Here is a 19,260-nt window from a genome sequence, read left to right as displayed (position 1 = left end):
GCCCCGGCGTCCCCGGCTCCGTCCGCGCCCGAGTTCACGGCGCCCCCGTCGACGCCCGCCGCCCCGGCCGCGTCCCAGGGCTCCGGCCCGCGTCCGGGCGCCCCGCGTCCGGCCGGCCAGTCGCCGCGTCCGGGTGCTCCGCGCCAGGGCGGCCAGGGCGGCCAGGGCCGTGGTGACCGTGGCGACCGTCCCGGCGCTCCGCGTCCGGGTGGCGGCGCCCCGCGTCCCGGTGCCCGTCCGGCGGGTCCCCGTCCGGGCAACAACCCGTTCACCTCTGGTGGCTCCACCGGCATGGCGCGCCCGCAGGCGCCCCGTCCGGGCGGTGCCCCGCGTCCGGGCGGCCCCGGTGCCCCCGGCGGTGCCCCGCGTCCGCAGGGCCAGGGCCAGGGCGGTCCCCGTCCGCAGGGTGCCGGCGGCGGTCCTCGTCCGCAGGCTCCGGGCGGCGCGCGTCCGACCCCGGGCGGCATGCCCCGCCCGCAGGGTGGCGGCCCCCGTCCCGGCGGCGGCCCCGGCGGCCCGCGTCCCAACCCCGGCATGATGCCGCAGCGTCCTGCTGCCGGCCCGCGTCCCGGCGGCGGCGGCCCCGGCGGCCGCGGTCCCGGCGGCGGCGGTCGTCCCGGTGGCGGCGGCGGTCGCCCGGGTGGCGGCGGCTTCGCCGGTCGTCCCGGTGGCGGCGGTGGCGGTTTCGCCGGTCGTCCCGGTGGTCCCGGTGGCGGTGGCGGCGGTTTCGCCGGTCGTCCCGGTGGTCCCGGTGGCGGTGGCCGTCCGGGCTTCGGTGGCCGTCCCGGCGGTCCCGGTGGCCGTGGTGGCACGCAGGGCGCCTTCGGTCGTCCCGGCGGTCCCGCGCGTCGTGGTCGCAAGTCGAAGCGGCAGAGGCGCCAGGAGTACGAGGCCATGCAGGCCCCGTCGGTCGGCGGTGTGATGCTGCCTCGCGGCAACGGCGAGACCGTTCGCCTGTCGCGCGGTGCCTCGCTCACCGACTTCGCGGAGAAGATCAACGCCAACCCGGCGTCGCTCGTCGCGGTCATGATGAACCTCGGCGAGATGGTGACGGCCACGCAGTCCGTCTCCGACGAGACGCTGCAGCTCCTCGCCGGCGAGATGAACTACACGGTTCAGATCGTCAGCCCGGAGGAGGAGGACCGCGAGCTCCTCGAGTCCTTCGACATCGAGTTCGGCGAGGACGAGGGCGACGAGGAGGACCTGATGGTCCGCCCGCCCGTCGTCACCGTCATGGGTCACGTCGACCACGGTAAGACCCGGCTCCTCGACGCCATCCGCAAGACGAACGTCATCGCGGGCGAGGCCGGCGGCATCACCCAGCACATCGGTGCCTACCAGGTCGCGACCGAGGTCAACGACGAAGAGCGCAAGATCACCTTCATCGACACCCCGGGTCACGAGGCGTTCACCGCCATGCGTGCCCGTGGTGCGCGGTCGACGGACATCGCGATCCTCGTCGTCGCGGCCAACGACGGCGTCATGCCGCAGACGGTCGAGGCGCTCAACCACGCCAAGGCCGCCGAGGTCCCGATCGTCGTCGCGGTCAACAAGATCGACGTCGAGGGCGCCGACCCGACCAAGGTGCGCGGTCAGCTGACCGAGTACGGCCTGGTGGCCGAGGAGTACGGCGGCGACACCATGTTCGTCGACATCTCCGCCAAGCAGGGTCTGCACATCGACTCCCTGCTGGAGGCCGTGGTCCTCACCGCGGACGCCTCGCTCGACCTGCGGGCCAACCCGAACCAGCCCGCGCAGGGCATCTCGATCGAGTCCCGCCTCGACCGCGGCCGCGGTGCCGTGTCGACGGTCCTCGTCCAGCGAGGCACCCTGCGGGTCGGCGACACCATGGTGGTCGGCGACGCGTACGGCCGCGTCCGGGCGATGCACGACGACAACGGCAACAGCGTTGCCGAGGCCGGCCCGTCGACGCCGGTTCAGGTCCTGGGCCTGACCAACGTCCCGGGTGCGGGCGACAACTTCCTGGTGGTCGACGAGGACCGTACGGCCCGTCAGATCGCCGAGAAGCGCGCCGCCCGTGAGCGCAACGCCGCGTTCGCCAAGCGCACGCGCCGCGTGTCGCTGGAGGACCTGGACAAGGTGCTGAAGGCCGGCGAGGTCCAGCAGCTGAACCTGATCATCAAGGGTGACGCTTCCGGATCCGTCGAGGCGCTCGAGTCCTCGCTGCTCCAGCTGGACGTCGGCGAAGAGGTCGACATCCGCGTCCTGCACCGTGGTGTCGGTGCGGTCACGGAGTCCGACATCGACCTGGCCATGGGCTCCGACGCCATCGTCATCGGCTTCAACGTGCGCGCCGCCGGGCGTGCGCAGCAGATGGCCGAGCGCGAGGGTGTCGACGTCCGGTACTACTCGGTCATCTACCAGGCGATCGAGGAGATCGAGGCGGCCCTCAAGGGCATGCTCAAGCCGGAGTACGAGGAGGTCGAGCTCGGTACGGCGGAGATCCGCGAGGTCTTCAAGTCGTCCAAGCTGGGCAACATCGCGGGTGTTCTCATCCGCTCCGGCGAGGTCAAGCGCAACACCAAGGCGCGCCTCATCCGCGACGGCAAGGTGGTCGCGGAGAACCTCAACATCGAGGGTCTGCGTCGCTTCAAGGACGACGTCACCGAGATCCGCGAAGGGTTCGAGGGCGGTATCAACCTCGGCAACTTCAACGACATCAAGGTCGACGACGTCATCGCGACGTACGAGATGCGCGAGAAGCCGCGCGTCTGACCTGAGCCACGATCGGGGCCGATCGACGGGACTTATTCCGTCGATCGGCCCCGGCCGTTGCGTGTACGGTTCCCGTATTCGCGTCGAAGCGTGGCGCCCGTACCCCGAACCGGCGGGACATCCGGATACACACATGTACGTGGGGACTCTGTCCTTCGATCTGCTCCTCGGCGACGTCCACTCGCTCAAGGAAAAACGCTCTCTCGTCCGCCCGATCGTGGCCGAACTCCAGCGCAAGTACGGGGTGAGTGCGGCGGAGACAGGGAACCAGGACCTCCATCGCAGGGCCGAGATCGGGCTCGCGGTGGTCTCGGGGGAGCCGGGACACCTCACCGACGTACTGGACCGCTGTGAGCGGCTCGTCGCCGGGCGGCCCGAGGTCGAACTGCTCTCGGTTCGACGCAGGCTCCACAGCGACGAAGACTGAAGCAACAAGAAAGCACTTAAGGAGACGGACCAGTGGCCGACAACGCGCGCGCCAAGAGGCTGGCGGACCTCATCCGAGAGGTGGTGGCCCAGAAGCTGCAGCGCGGGATCAAGGACCCGCGGCTCGGCTCGCACGTCACCATCACGGACACCCGGGTCACGGGTGACCTCAGGGAGGCGACCGTCTTCTACACGGTGTACGGGGACGACGAGGAGCGCGCGGCGGCCGCCGCCGGCCTGGAGAGCGCCAAGGGCATCCTGCGCTCCGAGGTGGGCCGGGCCGCCGGTGTGAAGTTCACGCCGACCCTGGCCTTCGTCATGGACGCCCTCCCGGACAACGCCCGCACCATTGAGGACCTCCTCGACAAGGCGCGCCAGTCCGACGAGAAGGTGCGCGAGGCGTCCGCGGGCGCGAAGTACGCCGGCGAGGCCGACCCGTACCGCAAGCCCGAAGAGGACGACGAGACGGACGACAGCGCCGAATGACCCAGAAGCACACCACGCCCGACGGCCTTGTCATCGTCGACAAGCCGTCGGGCTTCACTTCGCACGACGTCGTCGCCAAGATGCGCGGCATCGCCAGGACACGACGCGTCGGGCACGCCGGCACCCTCGACCCGATGGCGACGGGCGTCCTCGTCCTCGGCGTCGAGAGGGCCACCAAGCTCCTCGGCCACCTCGCGCTGACCGAGAAGGAATACCTGGGCACCATCCGGCTGGGGCAGAACACCCTCACGGACGACGCCGAGGGGGAGATCACCTCCTCCACGGACGCCTCCAAGGTCACCCGCGACGCGATCGACGCCGGCATCGCCGCGCTGACCGGCGACATCATGCAGGTGCCGTCCAAGGTCAGCGCCATCAAGATCAAGGGCGTGCGGTCCTACAAGCGGGCGCGGGAGGGCGAGGAGTTCGAGATCCCGGCCCGGCCCGTCACGGTCTCCTCCTTCGGCGTGTACGACGTCCGGGACGCCGTCGCCGAGGACGGCACGGCCGTACTCGACCTGGTCGTCTCGGTCGTCTGCTCCTCCGGCACCTACATCCGGGCCCTGGCCCGTGACCTGGGCGCCGGGCTGGGCGTGGGCGGTCACCTCACCGCCCTGCGCCGCACGCGCGTCGGCCCCTACAAGCTGGACGCGGCCCGCACGCTCGACCAGCTCCAGCAGGAGCTGACCGTGATGCCCATCGCCGACGCCGCCACGGCCGCGTTCCCCCGCTGGGACGTCGACGCCCGGCGGGCCAAGCTGCTCACCAACGGCGTGCGGCTGGAGATGCCCGAGACGTACGCGGGCGCCGGCCCCGTCGCCGTCTTCGACCCCGAGGGCCGCTTCCTGGCGCTCGTCGAGGAGCAGCGGGGCAAGGCCAGGAGCCTGGCCGTCTTCGCCTGACGGAGGAAACGGGGGACCGGGTGTCCGCCGTGGAGCGGCGGCCACGGGATACCTCCACTGCCGCCGCTCCACGGTCCCCCCTCGGTTCCCCCACCCCTAGGGTGTATCCATCCGCCCCCGCTCCTTCACCCGTCCGAGCGGGCGCTCGGAGTGAACCGGGGGAGCGGAAGGGGGCGCTTTCGCGGAGCGATCTGTCCCGCTGATCATCCCGCCCCTACTGTCGAACACGAGGGCACGGGTGTACGGCGGGGAGGCTCGACGATGGCGTCGCGAAACGGGTCCCGGGAGACGGACGACAGTCCACAAGGCTCGCCGGACCGCCCCGGAACAGCGGGAATCGAGGACGGGGCGGCCCCTGCGGACGCCCTCGTGCGGATCCACGACCTGGCCGGCCGCCCTCGCGGCACCGGCTTCCTGGCCGACCACCACGGCACTCTGATCACCAGCCACGAGGCCGTCGACGGCCTGCCCCGGCTCGTCCTGCACGGCGCCGGGGGCCGCCGCCGGGTGGTGTCCGCCGACGCGGTCACCCCGCTGCCCGCGCTGGACCTGGCCCTCGTCCGGACCGAGGGGCTCGGCGTGCCTGCGCTGCCCGTCACCGTGCGGGAGGGGACCGGGACCGGCGCCTACGTCCGGATCGCCGCCGGGGGCTGGCGCGAGGCGCGGGTGCTGGGCCCGGCCACCGTGACGTACGCGGCCACGGACCGTTTCCACCGCCTCGACGACGTGCTGGAGCTGGCGGTCGGCACGGCCGGGCGGGACGCGCTGCGGCTGGGAGGTGGTGCGGCCGGCGGCCCGGTGCTCGACGCCGCGACCGGTGCCGTGGTCGCGGTCCTGGGCACCGCGCTCAGCTCCGACCACAGCGACGTCGGGTTCGCCGTACCGCTGCGAGCCCTGATCCCCGCAGCGGCGGGGCCGCTGGGCGAGCTGCTCGCCGAGAACGCGGCGACCGTCCCCGCGTACGGCGCGGACCTCAACCCGGCCGGGGTGCTGGAGCTGACCGGCGCCTCGATGGCGCTGGAGGGCCCGCCCGACGGCCCCGGCGTCCCGCCACCGGTCGAACGGGCGGCCGTGGCAGCCGAGTTCACCGCGTTCATGGAAGGCCCGTCGGCCGTGCTCGGCCTCGTCGGACCACCGGGCAGCGGCCGGACGACGGAACTCGCGGCGCTCGCCGACCGGCGCCGGCGAGCCGCGCAGCCCACGCTGTGGCTGCGCGGCTGCGACCTGCGGGACGGCGACGCGTCGGTGGCGGACGCGGCCCGCCGAGTGCTGGACCGGGCCGCCCCGGCCGTGACGGCCGCCTCTGCCTGCGTCGACCCCGGCGACATCACGCCCGAGCGGCTCGCTGACCTCACCCGCTCCCTGGGCCGCCCCCTGCTGCTCCTGCTCGACGGCCCCGAGGAGATGCCACCGGCCCTGGCCCGCCGGCTGAGTGACTGGGCGGAGGGGACCGCGCGGTGGCTGTGGGAAACGGGAAGCCGGCTGGTGGTCGCGTGCCGGGCGGAGTACTGGGAGAGCGCGTCCTTCCCCGCGGAGCGGTGCGTGCGGCTCGGCGACCTCACCGAGGACGAGGCCCGGGAGGCGCGCCGGAGCCACGGCGTCCCCGATCACGCCCTCGTCCCCGCCGACTCCCGGAATCCCCTCGTGCTCGGTCTCCTCGCCGAGGTCCTGGCGGCCGCCTCCGCGCCCCCGGAAGGGGCCGCGATCGACCGGCACGACGTCTTCACCGCCTACCTGGACCTGATGTCCCTGCGTATCGCCACCCGGCTGGCCACCGGCAACGGCCTGCACGGCACGGCCGTACGCCGGCTGGCCGCCAAGGTCGCCGGGCAGGTGCACGAGGCGGCCCGGCGCAGCCTCGGCCCGGGGTCGGGGGACCTCGACCGGGAGGCGTTCGACGACGTGTTCCCGTGGGGGCCCGCCCCGGCGCGGCTCGGCGGCTGTCCGGGCTGGGCGTCGGCCGTGCTCGCCGAGGGCCTGCTCGTGCCCGCCGGAGCCGGTTACCGCTTCGCGCACGAGGGGTTCGCCGACTGGCTCCATGGCACGCACCTCGACCTCGACGAGGCCCTGCACGTCCTCGTCCACCGCGGCGAGGACGCGCAGTCCGACCCCGTGCCGCACCACCGCATCGGGCCGGTCGTCCAGGCCCTGCTCTGCCTCGCCCGGCAGCACGGCGCCGGTCAGCCGGCCTCCCGTCTGGCCGACCTGGTGCACGCCCTGGACGCCGATCCACGCTCCTGGTGGGCCGCCCGGCTGCTCGCCGGGACACTGTCGGCCCTGCCCGACGCGGCACCCTACGCGGAGGTGCTGCGGCTGCTCGCCGACCGGATCGTGGCCTGGCGGCGCCAGGAGCGGCCCGTGCCGGAGGACCTCGGGCCCGCCTTCTGGACCGGCCTGCGCCTGCCCGAGGAGACGCGCTGCGCCCTGCTGCGCCGGCTGGTCCACGCCGACGGGCCGCCGTGCGAGGCAGGGCCCCGCTTCCTCGACGCCGTCGCCGGGCTCCTCGCCGCCGACCCCACCACCGTGCAACCGCAGCTGGCCCGCTGGTTCGACGACGAGCAGCCGCTGCCCGCCACCCCGCACGCGACCGTCGCCACCGCCGCCCAGGCACTGCTGCACACCCACCGCCACGGCGCCCTGGACGAGCTGACGGACGTCCTCGTCGACCGTGCGCACCCGAGAGCCGACGAACTGCTCGCCGTCCTCACCGAGGAGGAACCGTCGGCGGTGTGCCGGGCCGTCGACCGGTGGGCGCGCGACGAGCGGCCCGCCCGGCGCAGCGCGGCGGTGGCGTACGGACTGCGCGTCGCACCGCACGTGAGCACCGGAGGTGACCGCGCCCTCCTGCGCTACACGGCCCTCACCCTGCTCGCCCACCCCGCCGACCGCGCCCTGCACGGCGGCGCCCTCGCCCTCCTCGTCCAGGACCCCCACACCCGGGCCCGCTACCTCCCCCGCGCGCTGGAGCACTTCGCGGCGGGCGACCCGCGGTTCTCACCGGACGCGCTGGCCGGAGCCCTGCTGACCGACCCCGAACCGGTCCTCGGAGCCTTCGCGGCCCGGCTGGAGCGGCCCGAGGCGGAGGAGGCGCTGCGGGCACTGGCCGACGCCACCCCGCCCGGCCTGGCCCGGCGGGTCGCCGCGCTGGTGTGCCGGGCGGCGCGGCAGCGGCCCGAGCTCGCCGGGCAGGTGGCCGCCTACGCGGACCAGCGGCTCGACCGGGGCTCCGCCGCCCGGTCCGTACTCCTGCCGCTGGTCACCGGCCTGCTGGAGGACGGCCCGGTGCGGCTGCGCTGCGCCCTCGCCGACGTCCTCAGCCCGCCCGGCGTCCCCGCCTCGCGCCCGCTGCGCCGCGAGCTGCGCGAGGCGCTCCTCGCCCGGGAGCACGACACCGACGTCCTGGACGCGCTGCTGAACGCCGCGGCCCGCAATGGCGGCGACGACCAGCGCGACCTCGTCCACCGCATCGGACTGCTCCTCGTGCGCACCCCGGAAGGCGCCACGCGCTTCGACCGCGCCCTGGTCGACCTGGGCCGCCACGTGCCCGGCTTCGCCGCCCGCGCGGCCGCCTGGCTGACCGACGCGCCCGAGGAGTGGGCGGCCCTGGTCGGGCCCAGTTCCCACCGGATGATCGAGAACCTGGCGGGCGCGGGCGTCCCGGCCTGACCGGCCTGCCGTGCGCCGGGCCGCAGTACGGTGCCGTGCGCCCTGTCACAGCCCCCATGCCGATGCTGGCAGGAGGCACCCGGCATGGCACCCTTAGACCTGCGCACGAGGCAATCACGAACAACGACCGGACACGGGTTCGACGAGCTTTCGACAAGGAGCAGGCACAGTGCAGCGCTGGCGTGGCTTGGAGGACATCCCCCAGGACTGGGGGCGCAGCGTCGTCACCATCGGCTCCTACGACGGAGTGCACCGCGGGCACCAGCTGATCATCCGGCATGCCGTGGACCGCGCCCGGGAGCTGGGCGTGCCCGCCGTGGTCGTCACCTTCGACCCGCACCCCAGCGAGGTCGTCCGCCCGGGCAGTCACCCGCCGCTGCTCGCCCCGCACCACCGCCGCGCCGAACTCATGGCCGGCCTGGGCGTGGACGCGGTGCTCATCCTCCCCTTCACGACCGAGTTCTCGAAGCTGTCCCCGGCCGACTTCGTCGTCAAGGTCCTCGTCGACAAGCTGCACGCCAAGGCGGTCGTCGAGGGCCCCAACTTCCGCTTCGGCCACAAGGCCGCCGGGAACGTGGAGTTCCTGTCCACGCAGGGCAAGATCTACGACTTCGAGGTCGAGGTCGTCGACCTGTACGTGACGGGTGAGGCGGGCGGTGGCGAGCCGTTCTCCTCGACGCTGACGCGGCGACTGGTCGCCGAGGGCGACGTCGAGGGCGCGGCGGAGATCCTGGGCCGCCCGCACCGGGTCGAGGGCGTCGTCGTCCGGGGCGCCCAGCGCGGGCGCGAACTGGGCTTCCCCACTGCCAACGTCGAGACGCTGCCGCACACGGCCGTCCCGGCCGACGGTGTGTACGCCGGCTGGCTGCACGCCCAGGGGGAGGCGATGCCGGCGGCGATCTCCGTGGGGACGAATCCGCAGTTCGAGGGGACCGAGCGCACGGTGGAGGCGTATGCCATCGACCGGGTGGGGCTCGATCTGTACGGGTTGCATGTCGCGGTCGACTTCCTGGCGTTCGTGCGGGGGCAGGCGAAGTTCGACACGCTCGAGGGTCTCCTGGAGCAGATGTCCGAGGACGTAGACAAGTGCAGGGAGTTGGTGGCGGCCGACGGGGCTGCCTAGTTCGCTTGCTGGCCGTCTGCGGGTGGGTGGGGGCTTGTCGTGCAGTTCCCCGCGCCCCTAGGGGCGCGGTACAACCGCCCAATGGCAAGCGACCTGTGATTCTCCGCCGCCGCTCAGCACCGGCAGGTCCTGGCCCCTGCACGCGTCCGACACGCCCGCCCGTTCCGCCTCGCCGCTCGACAGGATCTGGCAGCGGGCGTGGAAGCGGCAGCCCGGCGGTACGTGGGTCGGGTCCGGGGGTTCGCCCGTGAGGATCACCGGGGCGCCGGGGGCCTCAGGGAGGACGGACAGCAGCGCCTGTGTGTAGGGATGCCGCGGTGCCGTCAGGACCTGCTCCACCGCGCCCGTCTCCACGATCCGGCCCAGGTACATCACGGCGACCCGGTCGGCGATGTTCCACGCCAGACCCAGGTCGTGCGTGACCACCAGCGCGGACAGGCCCAGTTCGGTGCGCAGACGCAGCAGCAGGGCGAGGATCTCGCCGCGTACCGAGGCGTCGAGGGACGCCACCGGCTCGTCGGCGACGAGGAGTTCGGGCTCCAGGACGAGCGCGCCGGCGATGACGACCCGCTGGCGTTGCCCGCCGGACAGTTCGTGCGGGTAGCGCAGGAAGAAGCGCTCCGGGGGGCGCAGGCCGGCCCGGGACAGGGCCTCGGCGACCGCTGTGCGTTCGTCGCCGCCGTAGCCGTGGATGCGCAGGCCCTCGGCGACCGCGTCGTACACCGTGTGGCGGGGGTTGAGCGAGCCGCTCGGGTCCTGGAGGACCAGCTGGACGCGTTTGCGGTAGGCCTTGAGGGACCGGCCGGAGTAGTCCAGCGGGCGGCCGTCGAAGGTGACCCGGCCCGCCGTCGGCTCGACCAGTCCGAGCAGGCTGCGGGCCAGGGTCGTCTTGCCGCAGCCGGACTCGCCGACCAGGGCGACGATCTCGCCTCGGCGGATGTCGAGGTCGACGCCGTCCACCGCGCGGGCCCGGGGGCCGCCGTGCCGGCCGGGGAAGGTGACGTGGAGGCCCTGGGCGCTGAGCAGGGGGGCCGTGGTGACCTCGGGGGCCGTGGGGGAGAGGGTCATGGCGTACTGGGCCTCGCTTCCTCCAGCGCTTCCGGGCCGCTCTCAGGGGTCTCCGGTGCGTCAGCCGAGTCGTTCTCCGAAGCCACCGGCTTGGTCATCGCCCGCTCTTGGGCGGCCTCCGCCCCCGCTTCCGGGAGTCCGACCAGCACACACGCGGCCCGCCGCTCCGGCCCCGCCGCCCGCAGCACCGGGTCCTGTTCGGGGCACGACTCCAGCGCCACCGGGCAGCGCGGATGGAACGTGCAGCCCGACGGCAGCGCCGCCGGGTCCGGCGGGTCGCCCGCCAGCCCCTGGGGGGCGAACCGGGACACCGGGTCGCCGATGCGCGGGAACGCGGCCGACAGCGCCCGGGCGTAGGGGTGCCGGGCGTCCTCGTGGACCTGCCGGGCCGGGCCCTCCTCGACCACCCGGCCCGCGTACATCACCGCGAGCCGGTCGCAGGTGTCGGCGAGGACGGCGAGGTCGTGGCTGATCATGATCAGTCCGAGGTCCTGGTCCGCGACCAGCTGCTCGATGAGCCGGAGGATCTGGGCCTGGATCATCACGTCGAGCGCGGTGGTCGGCTCGTCCGCGACGACGAGCCGCGGGTCGCAGGCCAGGGCCATGGCGATCATGACGCGCTGGCGCTGGCCTCCGGACAGCTCGTGCGGGTAGGCGTCGGCGCGCGCGGCCGGCAGGCCGACCTGCTCCAGCAGCTCGCCGGTCTTCTTCTTCGCCCCGGCCGCGGTGGCTTTCCGGTGCAGCAGGATCGGCTCGGCGATCTGGTCGCCGACGCGGTGCACGGCGTTGAGGGAGTGCATCGCGCCCTGGAAGACGATGGAGGCCCCGGCCCAGCGGACCGCCCGGACCCGGCCCCATTTCATGGTCAGCACGTCCTCGCCGTCGAGGAGCACCTCCCCGGTGATCCTCGCCCCGGCCGGCAGCAGCCGCAGCAGGGCCAGCGCCAGCGTGGACTTGCCGCAGCCGGATTCCCCGGCGAGGCCGAGCTTCTGGCCCGCCTCCAGGCGCAGGTCCACCCCGCGCACGGCGGCCGCCCCGCCCGCGTACGTCACGGTCAGGTTCCTGACGTCGAGCAGACTCAACGCGACACCCCCAGCCTGGGGTTGAGGACGGACTCCACGGCCCGGCCGCACAGCGTGAACGCCAGCGCCACCACGGCGATGGCGATGCCCGGCGGCACCAGGTACCACCAGTCCCCGGCACTGACCGCGCCCGCTTCCCGCGCGTCCTGGAGCAGCCCGCCCCACGACACGACCGTGGGGTCGCCCAGTCCCAGGAAGGCGAGTGTCGCCTCGGCGAGGATGGCCGAGGAGATGATCAGCGTCGTCTGGGCCAGGACCAGCGGCATCACGTTCGGCAGCACGTGCCGGGACATGATGTGCCAGTGCCCGCCCCCGAGCGCCTGGGCCCGCTCGATGTACGGCCGGGTCTCCACCGCGAGGGTCTGCGCGCGCACCAGCCGGGCCGTGGTCGGCCAGGTGGTCACGCCGATCGCCACGACGGTGGTGGTCAGCGAGCGGGACATCACGGTCGCCAGGGCGATCGCGAGCACCAGCGTCGGCATGACCAGGAACCAGTCGGTGATCCGCATCATCACCGTCGCGTACCAGCCCTTGAAGTGCCCCGCCGTCACCCCGATCAGGGTGCCGATCGCCACCGACAGCACGGCGGCGAGCAGCCCGACCAGCAGCGACACCCGCGAGCCCCAGATCACCAGGCCCAGCAGGTCACGCCCGAACTGATCGGTGCCGAGCGGGAACTCGGCGCTCGGGCTCTGCATCGGGCGCCCCGGCGCGTCGGTCACGCTGCTCACGTCGGAGCCGACGAACAGCGGTGCGAACAGCGCCAGCAGAGCGCACAGCGCGAGCACCGTCAGGCCGTACAGCCCCGCCCGTTCGGAGCGGTACTGCCGCCAGAAGCGGGCGACGGACGCCCGGCGGCGCTGCCGGGCCAGGGTGCGCGGGCCGGGAGTCGTCTCGGCAGTCGTCGTCATCGGGCCACCCGGGGGTCCAGCAGCGGATAGACCAGGTCGGCGAGGGTGTTCATCAGGATCACCGCGGCGGCGAACACGAAGAACAGCCCCTGCACGAGCGGCAGATCGGGCACGCTCAGCGCCTGATAGAACAGCCCGCCGAGGCCGGGCCAGGAGAACACCGTCTCCACGAGGATCACGCCCGCCACCGTCCGGCCGAGGTTGATGAAGATCAGCGTCACGGTCGGCAGAAGCGCGTTCGGCACGGCGTGCCGGCGGCGTACGAGGTCGTCGCGCAGCCCCTTGGCCCGCGCGGTCGTCAGATAGTCGCTGCCCATCTCGTCCAGCAGCGCCGACCGTGTGACCAGCAGCGTCTGCCCGTACTCCACGGCCACCAGCGTCACCACCGGCAGCACCAGATGGTGCGCCACGTCCAGGACGTGACCGAAGCCCTCCTTGCCGCCCGACTCCATGCCGCCGGTCGGGAACATGCCGGGCAGCGGGCCGATGCCCACCGACAGCACGATGATCAGCAGCAGTCCCAGCCAGAAGGACGGGATGGAGTACAGCGTCAGCGCGAGGCCCGTGTTGACGCGGTCGCCCAGTCTGCCGTGCCGCCAGGCCGACCGGGTGCCGAGGTAGATGCCCAGCGCCGTGTAGAGGACGAACGCGGTCCCGGTGAGCAGCAGGGTGTTCGGCAGCGCCTCGGTGATCTTGTCCACGACGGGCGACCGGAACTGGTAGGACGTCCCGAAGTCGCCCGTGAGCGCCTTGCCGCAGTAGTCCGTGAACTGCCGCCACAGTGGCAGGTCGAGCCCGAACTCCTCGCGATAGGCGGCCAGTTGCTCCGCCGACACCTGACGCCCGCCCGTCATGGTCTTCACCGGGTCGCCGGGGATCAGCCGGAAGAGGAAGAAGCTGGTCACGAGCACGGCCAGCAGTGAGACGGCGGCACCGGCCATCTTGCCCGCCAGGTACCGCGGGTACGCGGAGCTCTTGCGTACCCGCGGCCCGGGGGCCGTCTGCTGCTTGTCCTCGACCAGCGCGGGGGTCGCGTCAGCGGTCATCGGTACCCGCTCGCCGCCCTACTCGCGTTCCTCGGCGGTGGCCCGCCGCCGCATCGCCGCGAAGGCGCCGAGCCCGCCGAGGATCACCACACCCGCGACGATCCCGACCACGACCCCCGTCGACGACGCGTTGTCGGAGGACCCGCCGGAGTCCGCGGGCACCGCCGACCACCAGCTCCAGTAGCCGTCCTGGCCGTAGATGTTGCCTGCCTTCGCCGGCATGGTCGTGATCGACTTGATCTGGTCCGTCCGGAAGGCCTCGACCGCGTTCGGATACGCCATGACGTTCATGTACCCGAGGTCGTACAGCCGCGATTCCATCTGCTTGACGATGTCCGCCCGTTTGGCGGGGTCGTACTCGGTGAGCTGCCGGGCGTAGAGCTCGTCGTACTTCTTGTCGCAGATGAAGTTGTCCGTCGCGCCGGTCTCCTCCGGGGTCGCCGGCAGCGCCCCGCAGGTGTGGATGGACAGCACGAAGTCGGGGTCGGGGTTGACCGACCAGCCGTCGAACGCCAGGTCGTACTTGCCGGCCAGCCAGGGGTCGGTCACGTTGTCCAGGCAGTTGAGCTGGACGCCGATGCCGAGCTTGCCCCACCACTCCTGGAGGTACTTGCCGACCGCCTTGTCGTTGGGGTCGGTGGCGTGGCACAGCACGCGGTAGGTGATCGGCTTGCCGTCCTTGCCGACGCGTTTGCCGTCGCCGTTCTTCTTGTACCCCGCCTGGTCGAGCAGCCGAGCCGCCTCGGCCGGGTCGTACGCCAGCTTCCGGTCCGCGGAGGGCTTCCAGAAGTAGTCCTGGAAGCGCGGCGGGATGTAGCCCTCGCCCTCGACGGCGTGGCCCCGGAACACCTTGTCGATGATGGCCTCACGGTCGACGGCCCGGAACAGCGCGTTGCGCACCCGCTGGTCCAGCAGGGAGGGGTGGCCGTCGCCGAACTTCTCGCCGTTCTTCGCCTTGGCGCCCGGGTTGGTGGCGAGGGCGTAGAAGCGGCGGCCGGGAGCGTCGTTGACCTGGATGTTGTCCGCGCCCTTCAACGACTCCGCCTGAGCGGGCGTCAGGGAGGGGGATCCGGCGACGAACGACACCTCACCCTTGCGCAGCGCCGACACGGCGGCGTCCTGGTCCTTGTAGTAGCGGAAGACCAGCTCGTCGAACTTCGGCGACCCGCGCCAGAAGTTCTTGTTGGCCTTGAGCCGGACGTAGCTGTCGGCCTTGTAGCCGCTCAGCACGAACGGCCCGTTGCCGACCACGGGGAAGCTCTTGTCGTTGTTGAACTCGGAGAAGTCCGAGACCTTCTCCCACACGTGCTTCGGCACGATCGGCACGTCCAGCGCGGCCATCGTGGCCTGCGGCTTCTTCAACTCGATGACCAGCTCGGTGGGGCTGGGCGCGGTCACCTTCTTGAAGTTGCCGACGTAGCTGCCGTTCGCCGTGGCCGCGCCGGTGTCGGTCATCATCTTGTTGAAGGTCCACGCCGCGTCCTCGGCGGTGGCCTGCTCGCCGTCCGACCACGTGGAGTTGTCGCGGATCGTGTACGTCCACGTCAGCTTGTCCGGCGACGACTTCCACTTGGTGGCCAGGCCCGGGATGGTGTGGTTGTCCTTGGGGTCGTAGTTGGTCAGGTACTCGTACATGAGCCGGTGAATGCTCGTGCTGAGCAGCCGGACCGCCAGGAACGGGCTGAGCGAGTCCACGCTCTGCGCCACGGCGACGGTCAGCACCTTCTTGCCGTCGTCGGCCGCCCGGGCCTGCTGGGGCGCCGGGTCGAGCGGGGTCGCGAGACCGGCGGTGAGGGTGAGCGCGGCGGCCCCGGCCAGGGCGACGAGCCGGAGGCCGTGCGGGAGGCTGCGTTTCTGATCGTTCGTGCCCATGGTCGGACCTCGCGTCATCGCTCGGACGGGAAGGACGGGTTGATCAGCTGTCAGATGCGTGATGTGTGTGTACCAGCGGCCGTCTCCACCCGTCAACGGCGCGTTCACCCCTTGTGGCCTGCGGAAATAACGAATTGGCGAGCTTTTCGCACCCATTGGTGGAGACCACTGACGCGCCCCTGGCCAGGGCCTGGCAACGGAATTCGGCCCTGAACGCACCGAGGCCCGCGCCGAGTCGGAACGGCGCGGGCCACACGGGGATCGGCCCCTGAGAAGGGGCCGATCGGGTGAGGTGATTACTGCGTCGGAGGCGGGGGCGACGGGCTGACCCGGCTGACCCGGCTGACCCGGCTGACCCGGCTGGGGGTAGCCGTAGCCCGGCTGCGGGGGAGCGGCCGGGGGCTGACCGGGCTGCCCGGGCTGGCCGGGCTGCGGATACGGCTGTCCGGGGTGCGCCGCCGGTTGCCCGGGCTGCTGGCCGGGGTGCTGGCCGGGGTGCTCCGGCTGTCCCGGCTGCGGGTGGGGTGGCTGGCCTGCGGCCTGCGGGTGCGGCTGGCCGGGCTGGGCCGGGGGCTGCCCCGGCTGGGCGTAGGGCTGGCCGGGCTGCGGATAAGGCTGGCCGGGCTGGGCGTACGGCTGACCCGGCTGGGGGTAAGGCTGCCCGGGCTGCGGCTGCGGCTGCGGCTGCTGGGGCTGCTGGGGCTGCTGCGGGTACGGGCCCGGCTGGCCGGGAGCCGGCTGCTGCTGACCCGGGTAGGGAGGCTGTCCCGGCTGTCCCGGCTGTCCCGGCTGTCCCGGCTGGGCGTAGGGCTGACCCGGCATCGCGTGACCGGGCATCGGCGGGGCGGCGACCGGCGGCGGGTTGCCGTCCGAGGTCCACAGGCCGTGCGACTGCTGATGGCGGACGAAGTCCTCGGCGACCATGGCCGCGAGGTTGAAGTACGCCTCCCGCACCTTCGGCCGCATCATGTCGAGGTCGACCTCCGCACCGGCGGAGAGATGCTCGTCGAACGGCACGACGACGACGCCGCGGCAGCGCGTCTCGAAGTGCGACACGATGTCCTCGACCTTGATCATCTTGCCGGTCTCACGGACCCCGGAGATGACGGTGATGGACCGCGAGACGAGGTCGGCGTAGCCGTGCGCGGACAGCCAGTCCAGCGTCGTGCTCGCACTGCTCGCCCCGTCCACCGACGGCGTCGAGATGATGATGAGCTGGTCGGCGAGGTCCAGCACACCGCGCATGGCGCTGTACAGCAGACCGGTGCCGGAGTCGGTGAGGATCACCGGGTACTGCTTGCCCAGCACGTCGATCGCGCGCCGGTAGTCCTCGTCGTTGAAGGTCGTGGACACGGCCGGGTCGACGTCGTTGGCGATGATCTCCAGGCCGGAGGAGGCCTGGGAGGTGAACCGCCGGATGTCCATGTACGAGTTGAGGTACGGGATCGCCTGGACGAGGTCACGGATGGTCGCCCCGGTCTCCCGCCGCACCCGGCGCCCGAGCGTGCCGGCGTCCGGGTTGGCGTCGATCGCGAGGATCTTGTCCTGCCGCTCGGTGGCGAGCGTCGAGCCCAGCGCGGTGGTCGTGGTCGTCTTGCCGACACCGCCCTTGAGGCTGATCACGGCGATCCGGTAGCAGGACAGCACGGGCGTACGGATCAGGTCGAGCTTGCGCTGCCGCTCGGCCTCCTCCTTCTTGCCGCCGATCTTGAATCGCCCGCCACCGGCCGCCGGACGGCTGCTCTTCGCCTTCTGCTTCTTGCTGTTGAGCAGCCGGTCGGAGGACAGCTCCACGGCGGCGGTGTAACCGAGCGGCGCGGCCCCGGGGTTGGTCGGCTGCCGCTGGTCGTGCTGCATGGGCTGCGGCCAGGCGGCACCGGTACGGGGGTCGATGGGCTGCTGGGGCTGCCCGGGGTGACCCTGCTGCTGGGGCTGCTGCCCCGCGTGCGGGGGCTGGGCCTCGGGCTGCGGCGCCTGGGGCTGGAACGGCGGCTGCTGAGCCGGTACCGAGGGCTGCGGCGGCACCGGCGGCTGACCCTGCGCCGGCCCATGCTCATCGGCGGGCCCAGCCTCCGGCTGGGGCTGCTGCTCCGGCTGCACGGGCCACTGGTGCGCGGGCGCCGGGGCCGCCGGCTGGTACGACGGCGGCAGCGGCGGCACACCCTGCGGGAGCGGGGGAACCGAGTCGGAGGGCGCGCTCTGCGGGGCCGGGGCATCGGGGGCCGGTGCGGCCGGCACGGCGTCCTCCGGCTCGCTCTCCGAGGACGCGAGGTCGGCGGGAGGCGCGTCGGAGGGCTCCTCAGGAGCGGCGACGGCGTCCTCACGCGGGTGCTCGGCACCGGCCGGCACGGCATCCTCGGGCCCGGGCCGGACGTCCTCGGGCGCGGTGGTCTGCGACGAGGTGTCTTCGGGCGCGGTGGTCTGCGACGAGGTGTCTTCGGGCGCGGTGGTCTGCGACGAGGTGTCTTCGGGCGCGGTGGTCTGCGACGGGGTGTCTTCGGGCGCGGTGTCCTCCGCCCGGGTGTCCTCCGCCTCGGCGTCCCCGTCCACGGCTTCTTCCGAACGGGCGTCGTCGGCGGGCACCCCGTCCTGGATGCCGGCGTCCTCGGACTCGCTGTCATCGGCTGCCACGGCAGGCGGCTCGGCAACCACGGGCGCCGCGCCTTCGCCCTCCGACCGCGTCTCCTCCTGCTCGGCCTCCTCGGCCGACGGCACATCCGCGAAGGCGTCCGCGTCCAGCGCGTAGTCCGAGACCCCTTCGGAGGCGTCGTCGGCCTCCGCGTAGGGGCCGTGGCCCTCCGTGTCATCCGCAGGGACAGCGCCGCCGGCCTCGCCGACGACCTCGTCCGCCTCGGTGTCACCCTCGTCCTCGGCGTCGGGGGTACCGGCCGCGTCGGGCGTGGAAACCCCCTCCGCGGCGGCCCGCTCCTCGATCTCCCGCTTCAGGGCGACGGCGGAGAACCGCATGGTGGCGCCGCTCTCCAGATCACCGGCCGACGGCTCCGCCGCACCGGCAACCACAGCCGGAGCCTCAGGAGTCCCGGACGGGGCGGGAGGAGTGACAGGAGCCGCCTCCGGAGCAGGGGGAGCGGGAGCAGCAGCCGGGGTCGTCTCCGGCGGAGCCGGCGGCGTCCACTGCGCCTGATACCCACCCACGGGGATGTTCGGCACAGCCGTGGGAGAGGACGGACCCTCCTGGGGCACCTCGGACTGCGCCTGCTGCGACACCTGCGGCTCGAAGCCGCTCCCCATCGGCAACCTGGGCACACCGGCCGGCCCCCCGGCGGCGGGCGGAGTGAAGGGCGCGCCCGGCGCGGACGCCGGAGGCGTGAACGGAGCACCCGGAGCAGGCGGCGGTGCGGGAGGCGTGAACGGAGCACCCGGAGCAGGCGGCGGCGTGGGCGGCGTGAAGGGCGCACCGGGCGCCGGAGCCGGCTGCGACGCCGAGGCCGGTCCCTGAGCGGGATTCTGCGCCGGGAAGGCCGGGGCCCCACCGGACGGAATGGCATGCGGCGGAGGAGTCAGCCCGGGCAGCGGCGGCACCGGCCCCTTCGGCATCCCGGAGCCTGCGGACCCCCCGGACGACCCGGGCCCTCCGGCAGATCCCGAAGAACTGGACTCCTCGGACGCCGGGCCCGCTCCCTGCCCCGAGGACGAGTTCCCCGAGGCGTTCTGCGTGTACCAGGCGGGCGGCGCGTAGTCGATGGTGAACTCGCCCGTCACCTCTGCTGCGGACTCCGCGTCGGGCTGGTCATCGCCGGGTGTCGCCCAGCCCCCGCGGATCCCGTCCCGATCGCTGCTCACAGTGTTCCTCCTGATGTGGTCGAGCACCCTCATGCCGTGCTGGGGCGACCCTTGCTTGTCGTCCGACGTCGTACGAAGTTGTTTGAGGGGTGTCAGAGGTCGTCCGAGGTCGTCCGTTCCACAGGCTCCCCCGCCTTC

11 protein-coding genes and 1 pseudogene are annotated in these 19,260 nt (G+C 73.0%); 6 read left to right on the top strand and 6 right to left on the bottom strand.

The window, feature by feature from the left end; all coding sequences use genetic code 11:
- The 6 genes from infB to K4G64_RS19705 form a co-directional block, all read left to right on the top strand.
- The coding region (infB, locus tag K4G64_RS19730) for a translation initiation factor IF-2 (RefSeq protein ID WP_221757339.1) at positions 1-2,736 on the top strand (2,736 nt) is incomplete at its 5' end.
- Between the two features lie 133 nt (positions 2,737-2,869).
- Positions 2,870-3,163 carry a DUF503 domain-containing protein gene (locus K4G64_RS19725; protein WP_097221188.1) on the top strand — a complete coding sequence of 98 codons (294 nt, stop codon included), beginning with the start codon at positions 2,870-2,872 and terminating at the stop codon, positions 3,161-3,163.
- Between the two features lie 32 nt (positions 3,164-3,195).
- Complete coding sequence (gene rbfA, locus K4G64_RS19720) at positions 3,196-3,648, top strand: 30S ribosome-binding factor RbfA (RefSeq protein ID WP_185012189.1); 453 nt, start codon at positions 3,196-3,198, stop codon at positions 3,646-3,648.
- Positions 3,645-4,550 (top strand): tRNA pseudouridine(55) synthase TruB, encoded by a 906-nt coding sequence (gene truB / locus K4G64_RS19715; RefSeq protein ID WP_221757338.1) that lies wholly within the window; start codon positions 3,645-3,647, stop codon positions 4,548-4,550. The genes rbfA and truB overlap by 4 nt, the downstream gene beginning before the upstream one ends.
- Positions 4,551-4,811: 261 nt before the next feature.
- A complete protein-coding gene (locus K4G64_RS19710) occupies positions 4,812-8,216 on the top strand; it encodes a trypsin-like peptidase domain-containing protein (protein ID WP_221757337.1) in 3,405 nt (1,134 codons plus the stop codon).
- 169 nt (positions 8,217-8,385) lie between these two features.
- Complete coding sequence (locus tag K4G64_RS19705) at positions 8,386-9,339, top strand: bifunctional riboflavin kinase/FAD synthetase (protein ID WP_221757336.1); 954 nt, start codon at positions 8,386-8,388, stop codon at positions 9,337-9,339.
- Positions 9,340-9,396: 57 nt separating this feature from the next.
- Here K4G64_RS19705 and K4G64_RS19700 read toward each other — a convergent pair whose 3' ends face one another.
- The 6 genes and pseudogenes from K4G64_RS19700 to K4G64_RS40275 form a co-directional block, all read right to left on the bottom strand.
- On the bottom strand, positions 9,397-10,407 hold the full coding sequence (locus tag K4G64_RS19700; protein ID WP_221757335.1) for an ABC transporter ATP-binding protein: 1,011 nt from the start codon (positions 10,405-10,407) through the stop codon (positions 9,397-9,399).
- On the bottom strand, positions 10,404-11,489 hold the full coding sequence (locus K4G64_RS19695) for an ABC transporter ATP-binding protein (protein ID WP_221757334.1): 1,086 nt from the start codon (positions 11,487-11,489) through the stop codon (positions 10,404-10,406). The genes K4G64_RS19700 and K4G64_RS19695 overlap by 4 nt, the downstream gene beginning before the upstream one ends.
- Complete coding sequence (locus tag K4G64_RS19690; protein ID WP_221757333.1) at positions 11,486-12,400, bottom strand: ABC transporter permease; 915 nt, start codon at positions 12,398-12,400, stop codon at positions 11,486-11,488. The genes K4G64_RS19695 and K4G64_RS19690 overlap by 4 nt, the downstream gene beginning before the upstream one ends.
- Complete coding sequence (locus K4G64_RS19685) at positions 12,397-13,446, bottom strand: ABC transporter permease (RefSeq protein WP_221757332.1); 1,050 nt, start codon at positions 13,444-13,446, stop codon at positions 12,397-12,399. Before K4G64_RS19685 ends, K4G64_RS19690 begins: the two co-directional genes overlap by 4 nt.
- 18 nt (positions 13,447-13,464) lie before the next feature.
- On the bottom strand, positions 13,465-18,339 hold the full coding sequence (locus tag K4G64_RS40280; RefSeq protein ID WP_308122427.1) for an ABC transporter substrate-binding protein: 4,875 nt from the start codon (positions 18,337-18,339) through the stop codon (positions 13,465-13,467).
- 654 nt (positions 18,340-18,993) lie between these two features.
- Positions 18,994-19,155, bottom strand: a pseudogene (locus tag K4G64_RS40275) (SCO5717 family growth-regulating ATPase); the annotation flags it as partial.
- Positions 19,156-19,260 lie beyond the last annotated feature (105 nt).

It is taken from the genome of Streptomyces sp. WAC04114 (assembly GCF_019733245.1).
Lineage (GTDB): Bacteria > Actinomycetota > Actinomycetes > Streptomycetales > Streptomycetaceae > Streptomyces > Streptomyces massasporeus_A.
The sequence above is the reverse complement of the archived record's forward strand: the minus strand, read 5'-3'. Positions and strand labels throughout refer to the sequence as shown.